The organism is Desulfuribacillus stibiiarsenatis, assembly GCF_001742305.1.
In the GTDB taxonomy this organism is placed as follows: Bacteria; Bacillota; Bacilli; order Desulfuribacillales; family Desulfuribacillaceae; genus Desulfuribacillus_A; species Desulfuribacillus_A stibiiarsenatis.
Genome location: NZ_MJAT01000036.1, coordinates 99,942 through 115,708 on the forward strand (window position 1 = coordinate 99,942; position 15,767 = coordinate 115,708).

17 protein-coding genes are annotated in these 15,767 nt (G+C 35.3%); all 17 read left to right on the plus strand.

Annotated features, from left to right (window positions below):
* Position 1 precedes the first annotated feature (1 nt).
* Positions 2-1,561: a cobyric acid synthase gene (locus BHU72_RS11970; RefSeq protein WP_218076139.1), complete on the plus strand. Its 1,560-nt coding sequence runs from the start codon at positions 2-4 to the stop codon at positions 1,559-1,561.
* Positions 1,562-1,593: 32 nt separating this feature from the next.
* Positions 1,594-2,559: an adenosylcobinamide-phosphate synthase CbiB gene (cbiB, locus tag BHU72_RS11975; protein ID WP_069702863.1), complete on the plus strand. Its 966-nt coding sequence runs from the start codon at positions 1,594-1,596 to the stop codon at positions 2,557-2,559.
* Between the two features lie 10 nt (positions 2,560-2,569).
* Complete coding sequence (cobS, locus tag BHU72_RS11980) at positions 2,570-3,328, plus strand: adenosylcobinamide-GDP ribazoletransferase (protein WP_069702864.1); 759 nt, start codon at positions 2,570-2,572, stop codon at positions 3,326-3,328.
* Positions 3,329-4,285, plus strand: coding sequence for a GHMP family kinase ATP-binding protein (locus BHU72_RS11985; RefSeq protein ID WP_069702865.1), 957 nt, complete (start codon positions 3,329-3,331; stop codon positions 4,283-4,285).
* Positions 4,248-5,306 (plus strand): pyridoxal phosphate-dependent aminotransferase, encoded by a 1,059-nt coding sequence (locus tag BHU72_RS11990; RefSeq protein ID WP_069702866.1) that lies wholly within the window; start codon positions 4,248-4,250, stop codon positions 5,304-5,306. The genes BHU72_RS11985 and BHU72_RS11990 overlap by 38 nt, the downstream gene beginning before the upstream one ends.
* Positions 5,307-5,322: 16 nt before the next feature.
* Entirely contained in the window at positions 5,323-5,916 is a 594-nt protein-coding gene (locus BHU72_RS11995) for a histidine phosphatase family protein (RefSeq protein ID WP_069702867.1), read from the plus strand.
* Positions 5,917-5,977: 61 nt separating this feature from the next.
* Positions 5,978-6,517 (plus strand): chromate transporter, encoded by a 540-nt coding sequence (locus tag BHU72_RS12000; protein WP_069702868.1) that lies wholly within the window; start codon positions 5,978-5,980, stop codon positions 6,515-6,517.
* 187 nt (positions 6,518-6,704) lie between these two features.
* A complete protein-coding gene (gene sleB, locus BHU72_RS12005; protein ID WP_069702869.1) occupies positions 6,705-7,445 on the plus strand; it encodes a spore cortex-lytic enzyme in 741 nt (246 codons plus the stop codon).
* Positions 7,446-7,459: 14 nt separating this feature from the next.
* Positions 7,460-8,827 (plus strand): germination protein YpeB, encoded by a 1,368-nt coding sequence (gene ypeB, locus BHU72_RS12010; RefSeq protein WP_069702870.1) that lies wholly within the window; start codon positions 7,460-7,462, stop codon positions 8,825-8,827.
* Positions 8,828-8,928: 101 nt separating this feature from the next.
* Complete coding sequence (locus BHU72_RS12015) at positions 8,929-9,456, plus strand: cob(I)yrinic acid a,c-diamide adenosyltransferase (RefSeq protein WP_083248449.1); 528 nt, start codon at positions 8,929-8,931, stop codon at positions 9,454-9,456.
* A 17-nt stretch (positions 9,457-9,473) separates the two neighbouring features.
* Entirely contained in the window at positions 9,474-10,142 is a 669-nt protein-coding gene (locus tag BHU72_RS12020; protein WP_069702872.1) for a flagellar brake protein, read from the plus strand.
* Between the two features lie 52 nt (positions 10,143-10,194).
* A complete protein-coding gene (locus BHU72_RS12025) occupies positions 10,195-10,662 on the plus strand; it encodes a hypothetical protein (RefSeq protein WP_069702873.1) in 468 nt (155 codons plus the stop codon).
* A gap of 209 nt (positions 10,663-10,871) precedes the next feature.
* Positions 10,872-11,567, plus strand: coding sequence for a (d)CMP kinase (cmk, locus tag BHU72_RS12030; protein ID WP_069702874.1), 696 nt, complete (start codon positions 10,872-10,874; stop codon positions 11,565-11,567).
* Positions 11,568-11,774: 207 nt separating this feature from the next.
* Positions 11,775-13,754: a bifunctional 4-hydroxy-3-methylbut-2-enyl diphosphate reductase/30S ribosomal protein S1 gene (locus BHU72_RS12040; protein WP_069702876.1), complete on the plus strand. Its 1,980-nt coding sequence runs from the start codon at positions 11,775-11,777 to the stop codon at positions 13,752-13,754.
* A gap of 16 nt (positions 13,755-13,770) precedes the next feature.
* Positions 13,771-14,805 carry a type 2 isopentenyl-diphosphate Delta-isomerase gene (gene fni / locus BHU72_RS12045; protein WP_069702877.1) on the plus strand — a complete coding sequence of 345 codons (1,035 nt, stop codon included), beginning with the start codon at positions 13,771-13,773 and terminating at the stop codon, positions 14,803-14,805.
* Positions 14,806-14,878: 73 nt separating this feature from the next.
* The gene (locus BHU72_RS15490; RefSeq protein ID WP_083248450.1) at positions 14,879-15,055 is read left to right on the plus strand and encodes a small, acid-soluble spore protein, alpha/beta type; all 177 of its coding nucleotides are present in this window, start codon (positions 14,879-14,881) and stop codon (positions 15,053-15,055) included.
* A gap of 233 nt (positions 15,056-15,288) precedes the next feature.
* Entirely contained in the window at positions 15,289-15,702 is a 414-nt protein-coding gene (locus tag BHU72_RS15660) for a hypothetical protein (RefSeq protein ID WP_141709312.1), read from the plus strand.
* Positions 15,703-15,767 lie beyond the last annotated feature (65 nt).

Sequence of the window (15,767 nt, forward strand, 5' to 3'; positions counted from 1 at the left end):
AATGAAGATACCTGCTATTATGCTCCAAGGGACATCTTCTGATGTTGGGAAAAGTATTCTTGCTACAGCGTTATGTAGAATTTTTAAGCAGGATCAGTTTGCAGTTACACCTTTTAAATCTCAAAATATGGCATTAAATTCTTATATTACAGCTGATGGTGGGGAAATTGGTCGTGCACAAGCAGTACAAGCTTTTGCAGCGGAAGTCACACCTACAGTCGATATGAATCCGATTCTACTTAAACCTAGCCGTGAAATGATGGCAGAGGTAATAGTTCACGGGAAAACTGTAGAAAACATGAGTGCAAAAGCATATCGAAATCATTTCATTGATCAAGCATTACAATCTATTAATTTATCTTTGCAAAGACTGCAAAACCAATATGACGTAATTGTTATAGAAGGAGCAGGGAGTCCGGCAGAGATTAATTTGAAAGACCGAGATATAGCAAATATGAAAATAGCTGAACTAGCAGACGCTAAAGTAGTCCTTGTAGCAGATATTGATAGAGGCGGGGTGTTTGCCTCTATTGTTGGAACGTTAGAATTACTATCACAACAAGAACGAGACAGAATTATAGGTTTTATTATTAACAAATTTCGTGGGGATATTGAGCTTTTACAGCCTGGTCTTACATGGTTAGAAGAACGTACAGGTAAAAAAGTGCTAGGTGTCGTTCCCTATATCACAAATTTGAAGATCGAAGCTGAGGACTCGCTTGCGTTAACCAAAACATATCAATCTTCGCAACAAAAGTTCAAACAGTGTACTGTAAGGGTTGGGGTTATACAATTCTCTAAAATATCAAATTTTACAGACTTTGATTGTTTGCAGTTAGAAGCAATGATAGATTTACAATTTATTCAATCAACTGATCTAGAGACGAATTTCTTAGACTTTGATGCGATAATATTACCTGGCACGAAAAACACGATGGACGACTTATATCAACTTCAGATCTCTGGCATAGATAGAAAAATCATTCAATATGCAAATGATGGTGGATTAGTGATTGGGATTTGCGGAGGATATCAGATATTAGGCAAACATCTCTATAATCCGCATAGTAATGACTCGGAGATTGAATATTTAGAAGGATTAGGTCTGATTCCTGTGGAAACTCGATTCGAAAAAACGAAGATTACGCAACAGGTCGTAGGAGAATTTGTAGACTCATTATTCTCCGACACGCATAATTGCCTAGGAAAGACAGTAAAAGGGTTTGAAATTCACACAGGAAGAACGGAATATTTAGAGAATGCCATTCCGCTCATTAAAATACGTTTACGTTCGAACACCCCTACTGATAGTTTGGATGGTTGTCGGAATCAAATGGGAAATGTATTTGGTAGCTATTTTCATGGGATTTTTGATAATGATATATTTCGCCGAATGTGGATAAATTATATGATGATTCGAAAGGGTCAAAAGCCATTGGATCAGTCTGATTTTATCAAGTACGAGGGTAGTCATGACTATCAATTCGATCAACTAGCAAATATTGTTAGAGAAAACGTGAATATTGAAACTATTTATCAACAGATTTCTTTGTATAAATAAATACAACAAAAATCGTAGACACGAGGCGATCTATGTTTTTTTCATCAAGTATTGTGATCTTTGCAATTATGGTTGACCGTTTTATTGGAGATCCTAAGAGATATCATCCCGTAGTGCTTATAGGGTATATGATTAGTAAATTAGAGCAAATTCTTTATCCACAGTTAGCAGGAACCCCATTCGTCAAAAAGTTTTTAGGTGGTGTTTTAGTTAGTACTGTGATTATTTTTACTTGGGTTGTCTCTTACTACGTCTATATATTAGTATTCGCCATTCATCATTGGCTTGGTTACGCGATTGCAATATATCTCATGTCATTAACAATGACTTGGAAGGGATTAAGGGATGCTGCAGTCTCAATCTATATGCTATTAATGGATAATCGAGTACAAAACGCCAGACATGAAGTAGGGATGATAGTAGGAAGAGATACTGTAGAACTAAATGATTCGGAAATCAGCCGGGCTACCATCGAATCCGTATCGGAAAACTTAGTAGATGGAGTAATCGCTCCTGTATTTTATGGGTTTTTATTTGGGATGCCAAGTGCATTTGTATATCGATCGATTAATACAATGGATTCCATGTTAGGTTATAAAAATGAACGCTATGCTGACTTTGGTTTTTGCGCTGCAAAAATTGATGATGTCATGAATTGGATACCTGCAAGAATTAGTTATGTTCTTATTATGCTTGCAGTAATGATTGGCAAATTTCACTTTCGCTTAGCTGCTTTAACTGTTAGAAATGACGCCGCCAAGCACCCTAGTCCCAATAGTGGCATACCTGAATCTGCTTTTGCAGGTGCATTAAATGTTCAATTAGGTGGTACAAACTACTATCAAGGAACCCCATCATTTAGAGCATATCTAAATGAGTTTGGGAGAAAATCGGAACCTATTGACATCAAGAAAGCAGTCCAATTATTAGATTTAACTATGATGATCACAGTTAGCATGCTAGGTATCATAGCCGTATTAATTCATCTTGTATGGTAGGAGGTGTCAAATGGAACTACTAAAAACTTTATTTGTAGCTATTACGTTTTTAACAAAAATTCCAATGCCCTTGATACCGTATCAAGAAAAAAGACTCAGAGAATCTGTGATATTCTTCCCTGTGGTCGGAGCGTTAATCGGTTCATTATATGTACTAATCTATACTGCGGCCCAAGGGTTATTAACTACTATGATTGCAGGTGTATTCGTTTTGTTTTTTGGTGCGGTAATTACAGGTTTTCTGCATTATGACGGTTTAATGGATACATTTGATGGAATCGGCAGCCAGAAACCGAAAGATGCTATTTTAGAAATTATGAAAGACAGTAGAGTAGGCGCAATTGGTGTTATTATGACTATTTTTATTACGTTATTACAATGGTCTGCCATTGTGAGCATTCCGGAAATATACATATTAGCAATTTTATTTGTAGCACCAATCATCAGTAGAAGTATGATGGTTTATGCTATGTTTTTATTTCCATCAGCAAAACATGGAGAAGGCTTGGGTGGGATTTTTGCAAAAAAAGTTAATATTCGCCAATTATCGATTGTATTTATCATTACGATTGGTTTATCTGTAATTGCTTTGCAAATGTATGGAGTTTTGTTATTTATTCTCGTATTGGGGTTTTCAATTTTTACTATGAAATATATCAGCATGCAAGTTGGTGGAATGACAGGAGATACCTATGGAGCAATTCAGGTAATTGCTGAACTTTACGTTTATTTATTTGCTGTATTTGTATTTAAAGGCGGATGGCTTTAGATGAATCAACAAACTATTCAGGTTCGTGTACCTGGTACTTGCGGGGAATGGTCCCAAGGGTATATAGATGGGGAACCTTTTCTGATTACTTGCCCTATTCAAAAATACACTGTAGTACAAATAGAATACTCTCCGCAGACCGTTGGTTCTAGTTTGTCTTTCGTGATGAGCCACGAGAAAAGAAAAGTTCATCAAGCGCTAGCTTTATTGTTACATTCACTTGAAGTTAGTGGTAGTTTCACCGTTAAGTTTCTTGATGAGCTACCAATGCACAAAGGTTATGGAAGTAGTACTGCTGATATTACAGCCGTTTTATTAGGGGTAAGCAAATTACTCTTCAATACTCCAATGGACGCAAGTAAAATTTTAGATATAGCCACAAAGATTGAGCCTTCGGACGGCGTGATGTATAACGGAATTGCTGCAGTCAATCAAAGGGATGGCAAACAGATGTTACTCATAGCCCCCCCCCTTACAAATCCAGTATTTATTATAGATTATGGAATCCATATTAACACTCTAGAATGGAATCAATTACTTAAGGACCAAGCAAAGTTTTATTCAAAGAGTGAGCGTTCTCATAAAATGAAAGACAGTTTCTGTTGTATTAGGGATGGAATTGCTTACAATAATCTACCTGCTCTTAAAATGGGATGTGCGATTAGTAGAGATATACTTCACGAATATCTCAACCAATATAAGATACCATATTACCCGATGTTAGGGTTTTATAATCAATTATCTACTTCTTTGCAAAGTTGCATTGAAGCTATCATTCCTTCGCATAGTGGTTCCATTGAAGGCTATGTATTGAAAGAAGATTTATCAATGGCACAAAAAAAAGTACTAAGTCATATTGCAGCAGAAAATGAGTGGGAAATTGAGTTTACATATTTAGGTAACGGCGGGGGAGAGTTTTATGATTGTGCGACCAATTCATGGAGGAAATGTACATAGCGAAAATAGCGATACAATAGATTTCAGTGCGAATATCAACCCATGGGGACCACCAAGAGGTTTAAAAGATCACTTAATGTCAGCTTATGATCAAATTATTCACTACCCTGAGCCTACCGCTAATAACCTTAAGAACCAGTTAAGTATTGATTTACAAGTAGCAATGGACAGTCTAGTCGTTGGGAATGGAGCTATAGAGTTGATCTATTTGCTGGCTCAAGCAAAGCGGTATCAGACAGTTGTTGTTATTACACCTACTTTTCAAGAATACGAATATAGCTTGAGAAAAAGTAGTGCAAAAATAATTCATTATTTTCTTGAGGAAGGTCACAAATTTTCTCTTATAGTTAAAGAATTTATAACATGGATTGATACAATAGATGGCAAACCCGATGCCATCTATTTCTGTAATCCCAATAATCCAACTGGAAGTTATGTTCCTTCTGTCCAATTAAAACCATTATTAGAGTTCACCGCTCACAATCAAATTGATTTCATTGTAGATGAGTCATTTATCGAGTTCACAGAAACCTGTGGTTTGATACATTATACAAAGAAATACCATAACTTACTGTTAATTCGTTCCATGACTAAATTTTATAGTATACCAGGCTTGCGATTAGGATACATGATTTGCGCTCCTACAGTAGCTTCGCTAATAGAATCTTATCAGCCGCCATGGTCAGTGAATGTATTTGCCCAATACGCAGGGGAATACGTGTTGAGAGATCAGAATTTTGTTAATAATTCCATCTTTCAAAATCGAATGCAGAGATTTTATTTGCAATCTGTATTGCAAAGTAATAAGTTATTTACAATCTATCCGTCTTATACAAACTTTCTACTTTTAAAAACTGATTCTCACCTTGTCGGCAATCTAATATCTCATTTATATAAACATAAAATATTGATTCGTGATTGTAGTAACTTTGTAGGTTTGGAGAAGGGATATATACGTATAGCAGTGAAAGGCGAAGCAGAGAATCAGAAATTACTAGATGCTGTTTCAAAATTTCGTTAACTGAGAGGGTGAATAGATGCGTGTGGTAATGGTAAGGCATGGAGAAACAGATTGGAATTTACACAGAAAATACCTTGGACATACGGATGTCCCGTTAAACCAGAAAGGATATTTCGAAACGGCAGAAATATGTGAAAATTTATTGAGTGATTTGGCACCGCTAAATGGTAATATTCTTATAGCTTCCAGTGATTTGCAACGCTGTTTGTACCTTGCGAAGAGGGTTCAAGAACGTTTACATGTGAAAACGGATATAATCGTTAATAAAAGTTTTAGAGAAATCGACTTTGGTGATTGGGAAGGTTTGACCTTTGATGAAATCCAAGACAAGTATCCGAAACAAGCGGCTTTATTTTTAAAACAACCGAATCAGTTACTATTTAACGGAGAAAATCTAGAACAATTTAGCGATAGAATAGTAAACGGAATTCAAAACATATATAATGATGTTAAAGATATTCATAATATAAATACACTTCTTATAATTACTCATGGTGGTGTGATACGAGTATTGAAGTCGTTGATTCACAAGGGTACGCCTTCGGATTATTGGCAATACTCTGCAAATCATGGAGAAGTGTTTTGCTTTGAATATCCATACGTTAGTTAATCAACTTTATTTAAGAAATCATTGGTATTATATTTATAGTTATAAATATAAGGAGAATAATATGGAGAATTTGTGGAATTTATTTGTAGCTTTTTTTCGTTCAAATATTGTTGGATTTGGCGGTGGACCTGCTTCAATTCCATTGATTCGAAAAGAAGTTGTAGATGTTTTTGAATGGATGACCAATGAAGAATTTGCGAATGCTTTAGCTATAGGAAATTCACTACCTGGACCAATTGCTACTAAATTAGCGGCGTATATTGGATATCAGGTTGGTGGAGTGAGCGGGGCAATTATCAGTATTGTAGCGACTGTTGGGCCTACTGCTATTGCAATGATTCTTTTGTTTAGTTTTTTAATGAAATATAAAGATACCGCAGCTATAAAAGGTTTGATGAAAGCAATACAACCAGTAATCGTTATCTTATTACTTCAAGTGGTGTATGAGATGAGTAAAAGTACGTATAATCATTATACAATGGGTTTAGGATTGATTACGGTAGGCGCATTTATCGGTGTATTTTTTCTAGGGATTCACCCAGTGTTTCTTATTATATTAAGCATGTTGACAGGCATTGTATTCTCTAAATTTATTCTATAATCTATTGAATTAAACTTTAATCTTATCAATCATTGTAAGGCTACCTTCATGGGTAGTCTTTTTTTGATGCCTGAATTTAAGAGATATAATGGTCCGTTATATTTGGTCCAATGACAATATGTATAAAAATAAGAAAATAATGCAAAATAAGAGAAATTATTAAAACAAAAATAAGTGAGGGTGAAATATGGCTAAAAAAACAGTATTGGCTCTAGCGTTGACCACCTTAGCACTAACGTTTATGTTAGCAGAAGGAAATGTTTTTGATACAAGAGAAATCCAAGATGTATTTTCAAATCGCACGTTGTCTCTGGGAAGTAGAGGCGATGATGTCTCCCAACTACAAAGTAGGTTGAAAGAGATCGGTTTCTACCAAGCGAATGTAGATGGTATTTTCGGACACCAAACATTATATGCAGTGAGAAGATATCAAAAGGAATTTGGGTTAAAAGTAGATGGAGTTGTAGGGAAACAAACTAGAGAGTCACTGTTACGAAGCACAAAAGGGCAACCAAAAGGACAAAATCCTGGACAAGCGCAACAATCAGCAGTGAATAGTACAACTGGAAAATACAATAGTAATGATATGAGGATTATGGCCAACGCCGTGTACGGAGAGGCTAGAGGCGAGCCTTATATTGGTCAAGTCGCAGTTGCAGCAGTTATTTTAAACAGAATGCGTAGTGAAACATTCCCAAATACAGTATCAGGAGTGATTTTTGAACCAAGGGCATTTACAGCAGTTGCTGATGGACAAATCTGGATGGAGCCAAATGATTCTGCAAGGAAGGCCGTTCAAGACGCTATCAATGGTTGGGATCCTTCAAGTGGAGCGACCTATTATTTTAATCCTGACACAGCTACGTCAGGTTGGATTTGGACTAGACCGCAAAAGAAGAAGATTGGGAAGCATATTTTTTGTGACTAAGAAGGAGGATGCATATGTATAAAAAAATTGCTGCTTGGTTAGTTCCAGTTCTAGCAATTGCTATTGTTGGAATTGGATATTGGGGATATACACTATTTCAAACTAAGGAAGCTTTATATAATACTTCAGAAAATAACTATCAAAGAGCATTTTTCGATTTAGGATATTTCGTCGACTCGATCCAAGATGAGTTAGGGAAAACAATTGCTGTTAGCACCCCAGGACAATTTAGAAAATCCCTATCAAATGTTTGGCGATTGTCTTATGCCGCACAAGCGCGCATTGGTCATCTCCCTTTAGGAATTATGGATTTTAGTCAAACTGAAGAATTCTTAGCTCGCGTTGGTGACTTTACATATCGTGCAGCTGTAAGGAATTTAGATGTTGAACCAATTACAGAAGAAGAATGGCAAACATTAAAACAATTATATCAGTGTGCTTCTACACTTCAAGGTGAAATTCGTGGTGTCCAATCGGTTGTTCTAAATGAAAATTTGAAATGGACAGATTTTGAACTGATGAGCCTTAAACAGAATCCGGATGAACCATTAGACAATCATATTGTAAATGGTTTTAGTACGTTGGAAGAAGAAGTGAATCATTTCCCTGAGATTCAGTGGGGGACTGGTATAGACACGATTAAACAAATCAGACAAGAAAAGATTAAACGCTTAGAGGGTGAAAATTTCACCGAAGAGATGGTCCGTAAAAAAGTTACCGATTTTCTTGACTTAGGGCCTGAAAAGAATTTTGAAATTGTTAGAAATCCTGATGGTGGAGAGTTTAATACTTATAGTGTGTATGTAACAAACGGTGATGAAGACATTATTTATTTAGATGTTATGGAAAGGGCTGGCAATATCTTATGGTTATTACATGACAGAAATATAGGTAGACCTACCATGGACCTTCAAGAAGCTGAACAAAAAGCTGTAGAGTATCTGCAAAAATTAAAAGTCACAAATGCTATTGCTACTAATATAGATGATTATGAGAATATAGCAGTTATCTCATTTTCTTCGCTAGTGGATGATATTGTAGTGTATCCAGATACTATCACTGTTAAAATAGCTTTAGATAACGGCGAAATCGTTGGATTTGCATCCGAAAAATTCTTGCTAAATCATACGGAAAGAGATATTGAAAGTCCACAAATTTCGATAGATGATGCAAGCAAACGCTTGAATCAGCGCTTGCAAGTGGAAGAGCAAAGAATGGCGATTATTGAAGCTGATGATGGTAGAGAAGTGTTAACCTATGAATTTATAGGGACGATTGATAATAATACGTATAAGATATACTTAAATGTTGAAAACGGTGAAGAAGAGAAAGTTGAGAAAGTAGAGCAAGTTGGTTTATTAAGAGTTAACAGTTGGTATTAGAAAATGAAAAAATCCCTGCTCAGGGATTTTTTTTGATGCAATATTTTTTAATATGATATAATATGAATAATAGTGCCATTGGAAAGGCCGTGGGGAAATATATGTTAGTACAAATTTATTTTGGCGATGGAAAAGGCAAGACAACTGCTGCAATCGGTCTTGCTATTCGTGCATTAGGGCATGATTTTAAAGTTGGTATTGTATTTTTTATGAAAAATCCTAGCTTTTTTCCTATGGGTGAGAATCAAACTCTTGCTTTACTACAAAAGAATATGCCAAATAACTTGCAGGTATTTTTTTATGGGAAAGCTGGGTGGGTGTTACAAGATCAACTCGAAGATATTGATCGTCAAGAGGCAATTCAAGGTTTGCAGAAGTGTAAAGATTTAATTAATCAGTGCGATCTTTTAATCATGGATGAAATATTAAATGCAATACATTTTAATCTTATATCAGAAGATGCAGTGCTGGATTTTATACATAATAAGCCAAGAGATTTAGAAGTTGTACTAACGGGCAGAAAAGCGAGTAAGCGTTTCATAGATAAAGCTGACCTAGTTACCGAGGTAGTTGAGATTAAACACCCGTATCACACTAGGTTGGAAGCAAGAAAAGGAATTGAGTATTAATTGCAGGTGGTGAAATCGTGAGCTATGAAGTGAATACTTCTTTAGTCTTAGAGACTATAGATACTGAGCATAAAAAAGTATATAAGGCAAGAATAGCCGATATAAAATCAGATTCTTTATTTCTAGAAATGCCAATGAATGAAGAAACAAAACGCATAGAAGCTCCTATGCAGGGTACTAAATTACGGGTTTGGTATCAGACGAAGGATGGTGCGAAGGCAAATTTTGATACAGAAGTCACTGGTAGATACCGTGATAACATTGCAATGCTTATAGTCGCTAAACCTGATCCAAGTAGCATTCAAAAAAATCAAAGGCGCGATTTTATACGTATGCCAGCTCATGTAGAGGTTTCTCTTGAAATCATAAAAAAAGATTTAACGAAAGAGAGAGTTTTGTGTAAGAGTGAGGACTTGAGTGGTGGAGGTTTTTCTGTTAAGTTCAACAGAGATATTAAGATTACGGAAGGACAAAAAATTAAGTTCTGGATGGTGCTACCTAAAAAGAATAAAGTAATCCATCACAGCCATGGTGAAGGAGAGGTCGTTAGGGTAATTTATCCTGTGGTAGATAATCCGAAGGCATTAGCTTGGGCGTCATTTAAATTTTCGAAAATTCTAGAAAGTGAACGAAGTAAAGTTATTCAGTATACGTTTGAAAGACAAATTGAACTACACGGTAAATAATATGTATGTATGAATCTCCTGTTGCGTAAAATGTGCATAAGGAGGTTTTTTTATGAACGATATATTAAATATTTTTAAACCATTAGAAATAATATTAAAAAAGACAATTATTGGGTTAATCAGTATGTTATTAATCTCTCAATTATTGTTAATTCACCCTAGTACTAGAATGTACATTTCACAAGTAGATCGATTAGAAGGTAGGGTGATAGAGAATGCTGAGATTGTTCCCGCATCTAAGCAAGTTACACAAAGTCAATGGATTGAGTTTAGTTTATTAGATTCTCCAAGAAAAGAAATCATAATACTTGTTGATGATGTAGTTGTAGGTACATTTCAGAAGGATACACAACGAGTTTTAATAAATAATAATCAGACACTCTCTATTATCCCTAAAGGAATACCAGGAATTTATAATATTCAGGTAAACGATAGTAGTGGAATAGAACACAATATTTTAGTACCTGGCAGAGTATTAGAGGTATCTGTCGATAAGCCTTTTATAACTAGTTTATACTGATTTGTGGCTTGTTGCATAAGATATATTGTTATGATATCCTTTTTATAAATGGTATATTTTGAAATCCTTTATTAGGACAAGTTTTGAACTGATTATCTATTACAGATGCGTAAATATGCTGCTAGATAGCAGACAAGGTCTGCTCTTTTTAATTGGGAAATCTATAGATTTTTTTTATAGTGAACTGAAATTTCTTTACAGGAGGAACTATGACACATATCAATATAGCAATTGACGGTCCTGCAGGAGCAGGGAAAAGCACTGTTGCAAAGAAAGTTTCAGATTTATTAGGAAAAGGATATTACTACATAGATACAGGGGCTTTGTATAGAGGAATTACTTACATTGTTCTCTATAATAGCATTGATATTACAAATGAGAGAGCGATACTCGAAGAACTTCAACGTCATGAATTAGCATTTGATCAAAATCAAAAATTAATGATAAATGGACAAGTATATGCTGAAGCGATTCGTACACCGGAAGTTACTTCACATGTATCGTCTATTGCAGCCTATCCAGGCGTCCGTAGTTACATTTTATCCCTTTTGCGGAAGTTGGCAGTTACTGGTGGAGTAGTTATGGATGGTAGAGACATAGGCTCGTATGTACTACCAAATGCAGAAGTGAAGATATTTTTAACGGCCTCGTTAGAAGAACGTGCGAAACGACGCGCGGAAGAGCTGCAATCTAAGAGTTATGAGATTGATTTAAGTGCACTTCAAAAAGAAATAGCAGATAGAGATAAGCAAGACACCGAGCGTAAGGAATCACCTCTCATTCAGGCTGAGGATGCCATACGCATTGATACAACAAATTTAACAATTGACGAAGTGGTTCAAGAAATTGTTGCGATTTCTAGGACTATGATTAAGGAGTTAAATCATTGCCAAGTAAAGTCTTAATCACAATCGTAGGTTTTTACCTATTGATTATTGCCATTATTCTTCTTGGCAAACTATTATTGTCCGCGTTAATCAAAGCACGCTTTACATTTATGCAGGTAAAATATATTGTATGGATTTATTTTGTTTTATCCATACTAACTGCTATAAGTGTAACCATATATATACTTTTACGTTTGATATAGTTAGAGAGATGGATGTGGAGACTTGACTATTACATTAGCGCGTCATGCTGGATTTTGTAAAGGTGTACAAAGGGCAATTGATACAGCCAAAAAAGTTGGCGAGAACCATGGGAAGGCTGTAACATTGGGTCCAATTGTACATAATCAACATGTAGTAGATTATTTATATCAATATGGTGTGCAAACCATCGATAGTATTCAAGAAGTCAAACCGGATGAAGCGGTGGTATTACGATCCCATGGTGTCGGGAAATTGGTATACGACAATTTGCAAGAAAATAATATTTCTTACATAGACGCGACTTGTCCTTTTGTTAAAGCAGTACATAAATTAGCATCTAAGGCTTACAAAGAAAACAAAACTGTACTCATAGTTGGCGACCCAAAACATCCTGAAGTTGAAGGGATTCTTGGATGGACAGAAGATAAAGGTTATGTGATTAAAAGTATTGATGATATTGAGAACTTGCCTGCTATCAATGGGGATATAGTTGTTGTTGCTCAAACTACACAGACTGGTGAGAACTGGAATCAAATTACTGACTGCTTGAAAAATAAATATACAAATATTGAATTTTTCAACACTATATGCAAAGCAACTTCTGAGAGACAAGAAGCAGCTATTGACTTAGCAAAACAGGTCGATGTAATGATTGTGGTTGGTAGCTTTAAAAGTTCTAATACTAATAAATTAACCCAAGTATGTAATTTACAAGGTACCAAGACTTATCAGATTGAATCTAAATCTGATTTGAACAAAGATTGGCTGATTGGTAATCACTCGATTGGAATTACTGCTGGGGCATCAACACCAGATTGGATACTTAAGGAGGTAATTGAAATGGTAGAAGAAATGCAAAATGAAATGATTGATGTAAAAGCTATGAATCAAGGTGATATTGTAAAAGGTGTAGTTACCAATGTCGAAGATAATCAGGTAACTGTAGATATTGGCTACAAATATGATGCCATTATTCCAATTGGGGAACTATCAAATCTGCATATTGAAAAAGCTAGCGATTTTGTAAAAGTTGGGGATCAATTCGAGCTTGAAGTGTTACGTATAAATGATGACAAGGAAAAGGTAGTTGTATCTAAAAAAACGATTGATGCAAAACTTGCTTGGGAAGATCTAAAGAATAAGTATGAAAATAGTACTACTTTTGAAGTAAAAGTAGCGGATGTAGTAAAAGGTGGCTTGGTTGTTGATTTGGGGGTTAGAGGATTTATACCGGCTTCTCATGTGGAAAGACATTTTGTAGAAGACTTTTCTGAATACAAGGGTAAATCAATTCAAGTGAAAATTATTGAATTCGACCCTGAAAATAAAAAGGTTATCTTATCGCAAAAAATGGTTTTAGAAGCTGAAAATAATAATCTTAAATCACAAGCGATGTCTCGTGTACAGATCGGGTCTATAATTGATGGAACTGTCCAACGGTTAACAGATTTTGGGGCATTTGTAGATATTGGTGGCATCGATGGTTTAATTCACGTATCAGAACTTGCATGGTATCGGGTAGACCACCCTTCGGATGTAGTAAAAGAAGGTGATAAAGTTCAGGTGAAGGTTCTAAGTATTGATTCATCAAAAGAACGAATCAGTCTGAGTCTAAAATCTGCTCAGGCAGGTCCATGGGATACAATAAGCAATCAATATAAACAAGGCGATATCGTAGATGGAGTTGTGAAACGTCTCGTTAGTTTTGGCGCTTTTGTAGAACTTATTCAGGGTGTCGAGGGTCTTGTGCATATTTCAGAAATTTCCCATGATCATATTGGTTCGGCTAATGAGGTACTAGAAGTTGGTCAACAAGTGAAAGTTAAGATTTTAGATTATAACGTAGCAGAAAAACGCATTAGTTTAAGTATCCGCCAAACAACAGAAGATGTGAAAGCTAAACAAGAAGCTGAAGAGATCCGCAAATTAACTGCAGATCAAGGTCCAACAACCTTTACATTAGGGGAAATGTTAGGAGATAAGTTGAAAAGCTTAAAATAACATAGGGTGAAAAGTTATGCAGAGAAAAATAGAGCACATTGATTTAGCATTAAAGCAATGTCTTACGCTTTCGAATGGTTTGAACGATATACAGTTGATTCCTAACTCGCTTCCAAAGATTGCAAACGCTGATCATATCAATATTGAAACAAAAATCGGTGAACTTTGTTTGAGTTCGCCGATTATTATTAATGCAATCACTGGAGGCGTGAAAGAGGCTTATCAAATCAACAAAGACTTAAGCTTAATTGCAAGAAAACATAATTTAGCGATTGCTGTTGGTTCACAAAAAGCAGCAATAAAAGATCCAGTAATGCAATACACTTATAGCATAGTTAGAGAAAATAACCCAGATGGAATAGTTATAGCAAATATTGGGATGGATTCGACATTCGACATGGCAATGCAGGCAGTTGAAATGTTACGAGCAAATGCCATCCAATATCACTTCAATTTACCACAGGAATTACTAATGAATGAAGGAGATCGCACCTTTCAACATATGAAAGAGGAGTTATCAAAAATTCTTATTCATTCACCTGTTCCAGTAATCTTGAAAGAAGTAGGGTCTGGAATGAGTAGGGAATTTATGAAGGAAATGATATCGATGGGTGCTGCTATATTTGATCTTGGTGGCAAAGGGGGAACTAACTTTGCCTGGATAGAGTTGCAAAGGCAGGGTATCCAAGACGATACATTTGTTGACTGGGGTCTAACATTAGCAGAAAGTTTAATAGAATATCAAAGGATACGAGCGTTACATACGGATGTACACGTGATTGCCTCCGGTGGGATTGAGAATGGACTAGAAATTGTGAAATGTCTTGCGCTAGGTGCTAGTGCAGTGGGTATAGCCGGACATTTCTTAAGGACATATTATTTGAAATCTATAGAACACTTAGACCAAGAAGTTTCGAAGTTGCATCGAGAATTTAAAATCGGGATGGCCTTAATTGGTGCTAATAAGGTTGATGAAATTAAAAACATTCCATTTGTACTTAAGCATTCATTGTATACATATGCATATCAACGCAAGCTCTTCTCAAATTAGAAGAAGCTTGCGTATTTTTTTAGAAAGATATGGCAAACTATAATAATAAAGATGTTAAAGAAAGGTGAGGAATATGCATATCAAAAAACATTTATCAGAATGGGATTTAGAACAACTAAAATACGAACTAGCAAAGAAGAATGGTATCGATAAATATATTGGTGATGATTGGGGGGATATATCCTCTAAACAATGCGGAAAGATAGGGAATAAAATTAAAGAATATTTAAAGAAGGAAAAGAATCTATGAACCACGGCACCATATCTAGTATTATATTTATTAGTATTATAATATTATTGCTTACAGACTGGTTCGCAGAATTTTTTCTGAAATTTTATTTAAAATCTTCTTGGATTGTTTACTTCATAGTCAGTATTATCATAACCACATATCTGTGGATTCCAATACCTTATTCACTTGTATATATAAACGTTGGAGGAGTTTCAATACTTATCGCTAGTTTGTTATGGATATATATAAAAATGCTCAAGGGTACAGAGATAACAGATTCAATTAGCGCTAGTTTTCTAGCTTCCAGTTTGATTCTATTGTTACATGAGGTTATCCCTAGAGATCCAAAACTGTTTATTTTTGATCATCTTATCATTTACCAAGCGGTTTTAGTATTGTCTGTTTTAGTCATATTGAAAAATCCATTAAGCAATGTCTCGAACGTGTATTATAAAGCAATTGGAAGTATCACATTGTCTGTCCTTATATTAGATATACTCTCTATTTTACTGATTCCACGTGAACATATAGGATATATTGGTGATGCATATGCAAGGGATTTATTTGCTATTAGTTTGTTATTTCTAACCGTGATAGTAAAAATCAGAGAATTTCCTGTTGCTCGTATGATTCGTCGGAAGACAATTGTCTTAAATAAAGACTAGCACCTTGACTCTTACTTGGGATTAGGAGATAATTAAATAATGTATGTTTAAAGTACTAAGGAGAT

Excerpts from the sequence above, each read along its gene's own strand:
- BHU72_RS15660 (WP_141709312.1), top strand. The coding sequence starts at position 15,289 with ATGCTCAAGGGTACAGAGATAACAGATTCAATTAGCGCTAGTTTTCTA.
- BHU72_RS11990 (WP_069702866.1), top strand. The coding sequence starts at position 4,248 with ATGATTGTGCGACCAATTCATGGAGGAAATGTACATAGCGAAAATAGC.
- ypeB (WP_069702870.1), top strand. The coding sequence starts at position 7,460 with ATGTATAAAAAAATTGCTGCTTGGTTAGTTCCAGTTCTAGCAATTGCT.
- BHU72_RS11970 (WP_218076139.1), top strand. The coding sequence starts at position 2 with ATGAAGATACCTGCTATTATGCTCCAAGGGACATCTTCTGATGTTGGG.
- sleB (WP_069702869.1), top strand. The coding sequence starts at position 6,705 with ATGGCTAAAAAAACAGTATTGGCTCTAGCGTTGACCACCTTAGCACTA.
- fni (WP_069702877.1), top strand. The coding sequence starts at position 13,771 with ATGCAGAGAAAAATAGAGCACATTGATTTAGCATTAAAGCAATGTCTT.
- cobS (WP_069702864.1), top strand. The coding sequence starts at position 2,570 with ATGGAACTACTAAAAACTTTATTTGTAGCTATTACGTTTTTAACAAAA.
- BHU72_RS12000 (WP_069702868.1), top strand. The coding sequence starts at position 5,978 with ATGGAGAATTTGTGGAATTTATTTGTAGCTTTTTTTCGTTCAAATATT.
- BHU72_RS11985 (WP_069702865.1), top strand. The coding sequence starts at position 3,329 with ATGAATCAACAAACTATTCAGGTTCGTGTACCTGGTACTTGCGGGGAA.
- BHU72_RS12015 (WP_083248449.1), top strand. The coding sequence starts at position 8,929 with ATGTTAGTACAAATTTATTTTGGCGATGGAAAAGGCAAGACAACTGCT.
- BHU72_RS15490 (WP_083248450.1), top strand. The coding sequence starts at position 14,879 with ATGCATATCAAAAAACATTTATCAGAATGGGATTTAGAACAACTAAAA.
- cmk (WP_069702874.1), top strand. The coding sequence starts at position 10,872 with ATGACACATATCAATATAGCAATTGACGGTCCTGCAGGAGCAGGGAAA.
- cbiB (WP_069702863.1), top strand. The coding sequence starts at position 1,594 with ATGTTTTTTTCATCAAGTATTGTGATCTTTGCAATTATGGTTGACCGT.
- BHU72_RS12025 (WP_069702873.1), top strand. The coding sequence starts at position 10,195 with ATGAACGATATATTAAATATTTTTAAACCATTAGAAATAATATTAAAA.
- BHU72_RS11995 (WP_069702867.1), top strand. The coding sequence starts at position 5,323 with ATGCGTGTGGTAATGGTAAGGCATGGAGAAACAGATTGGAATTTACAC.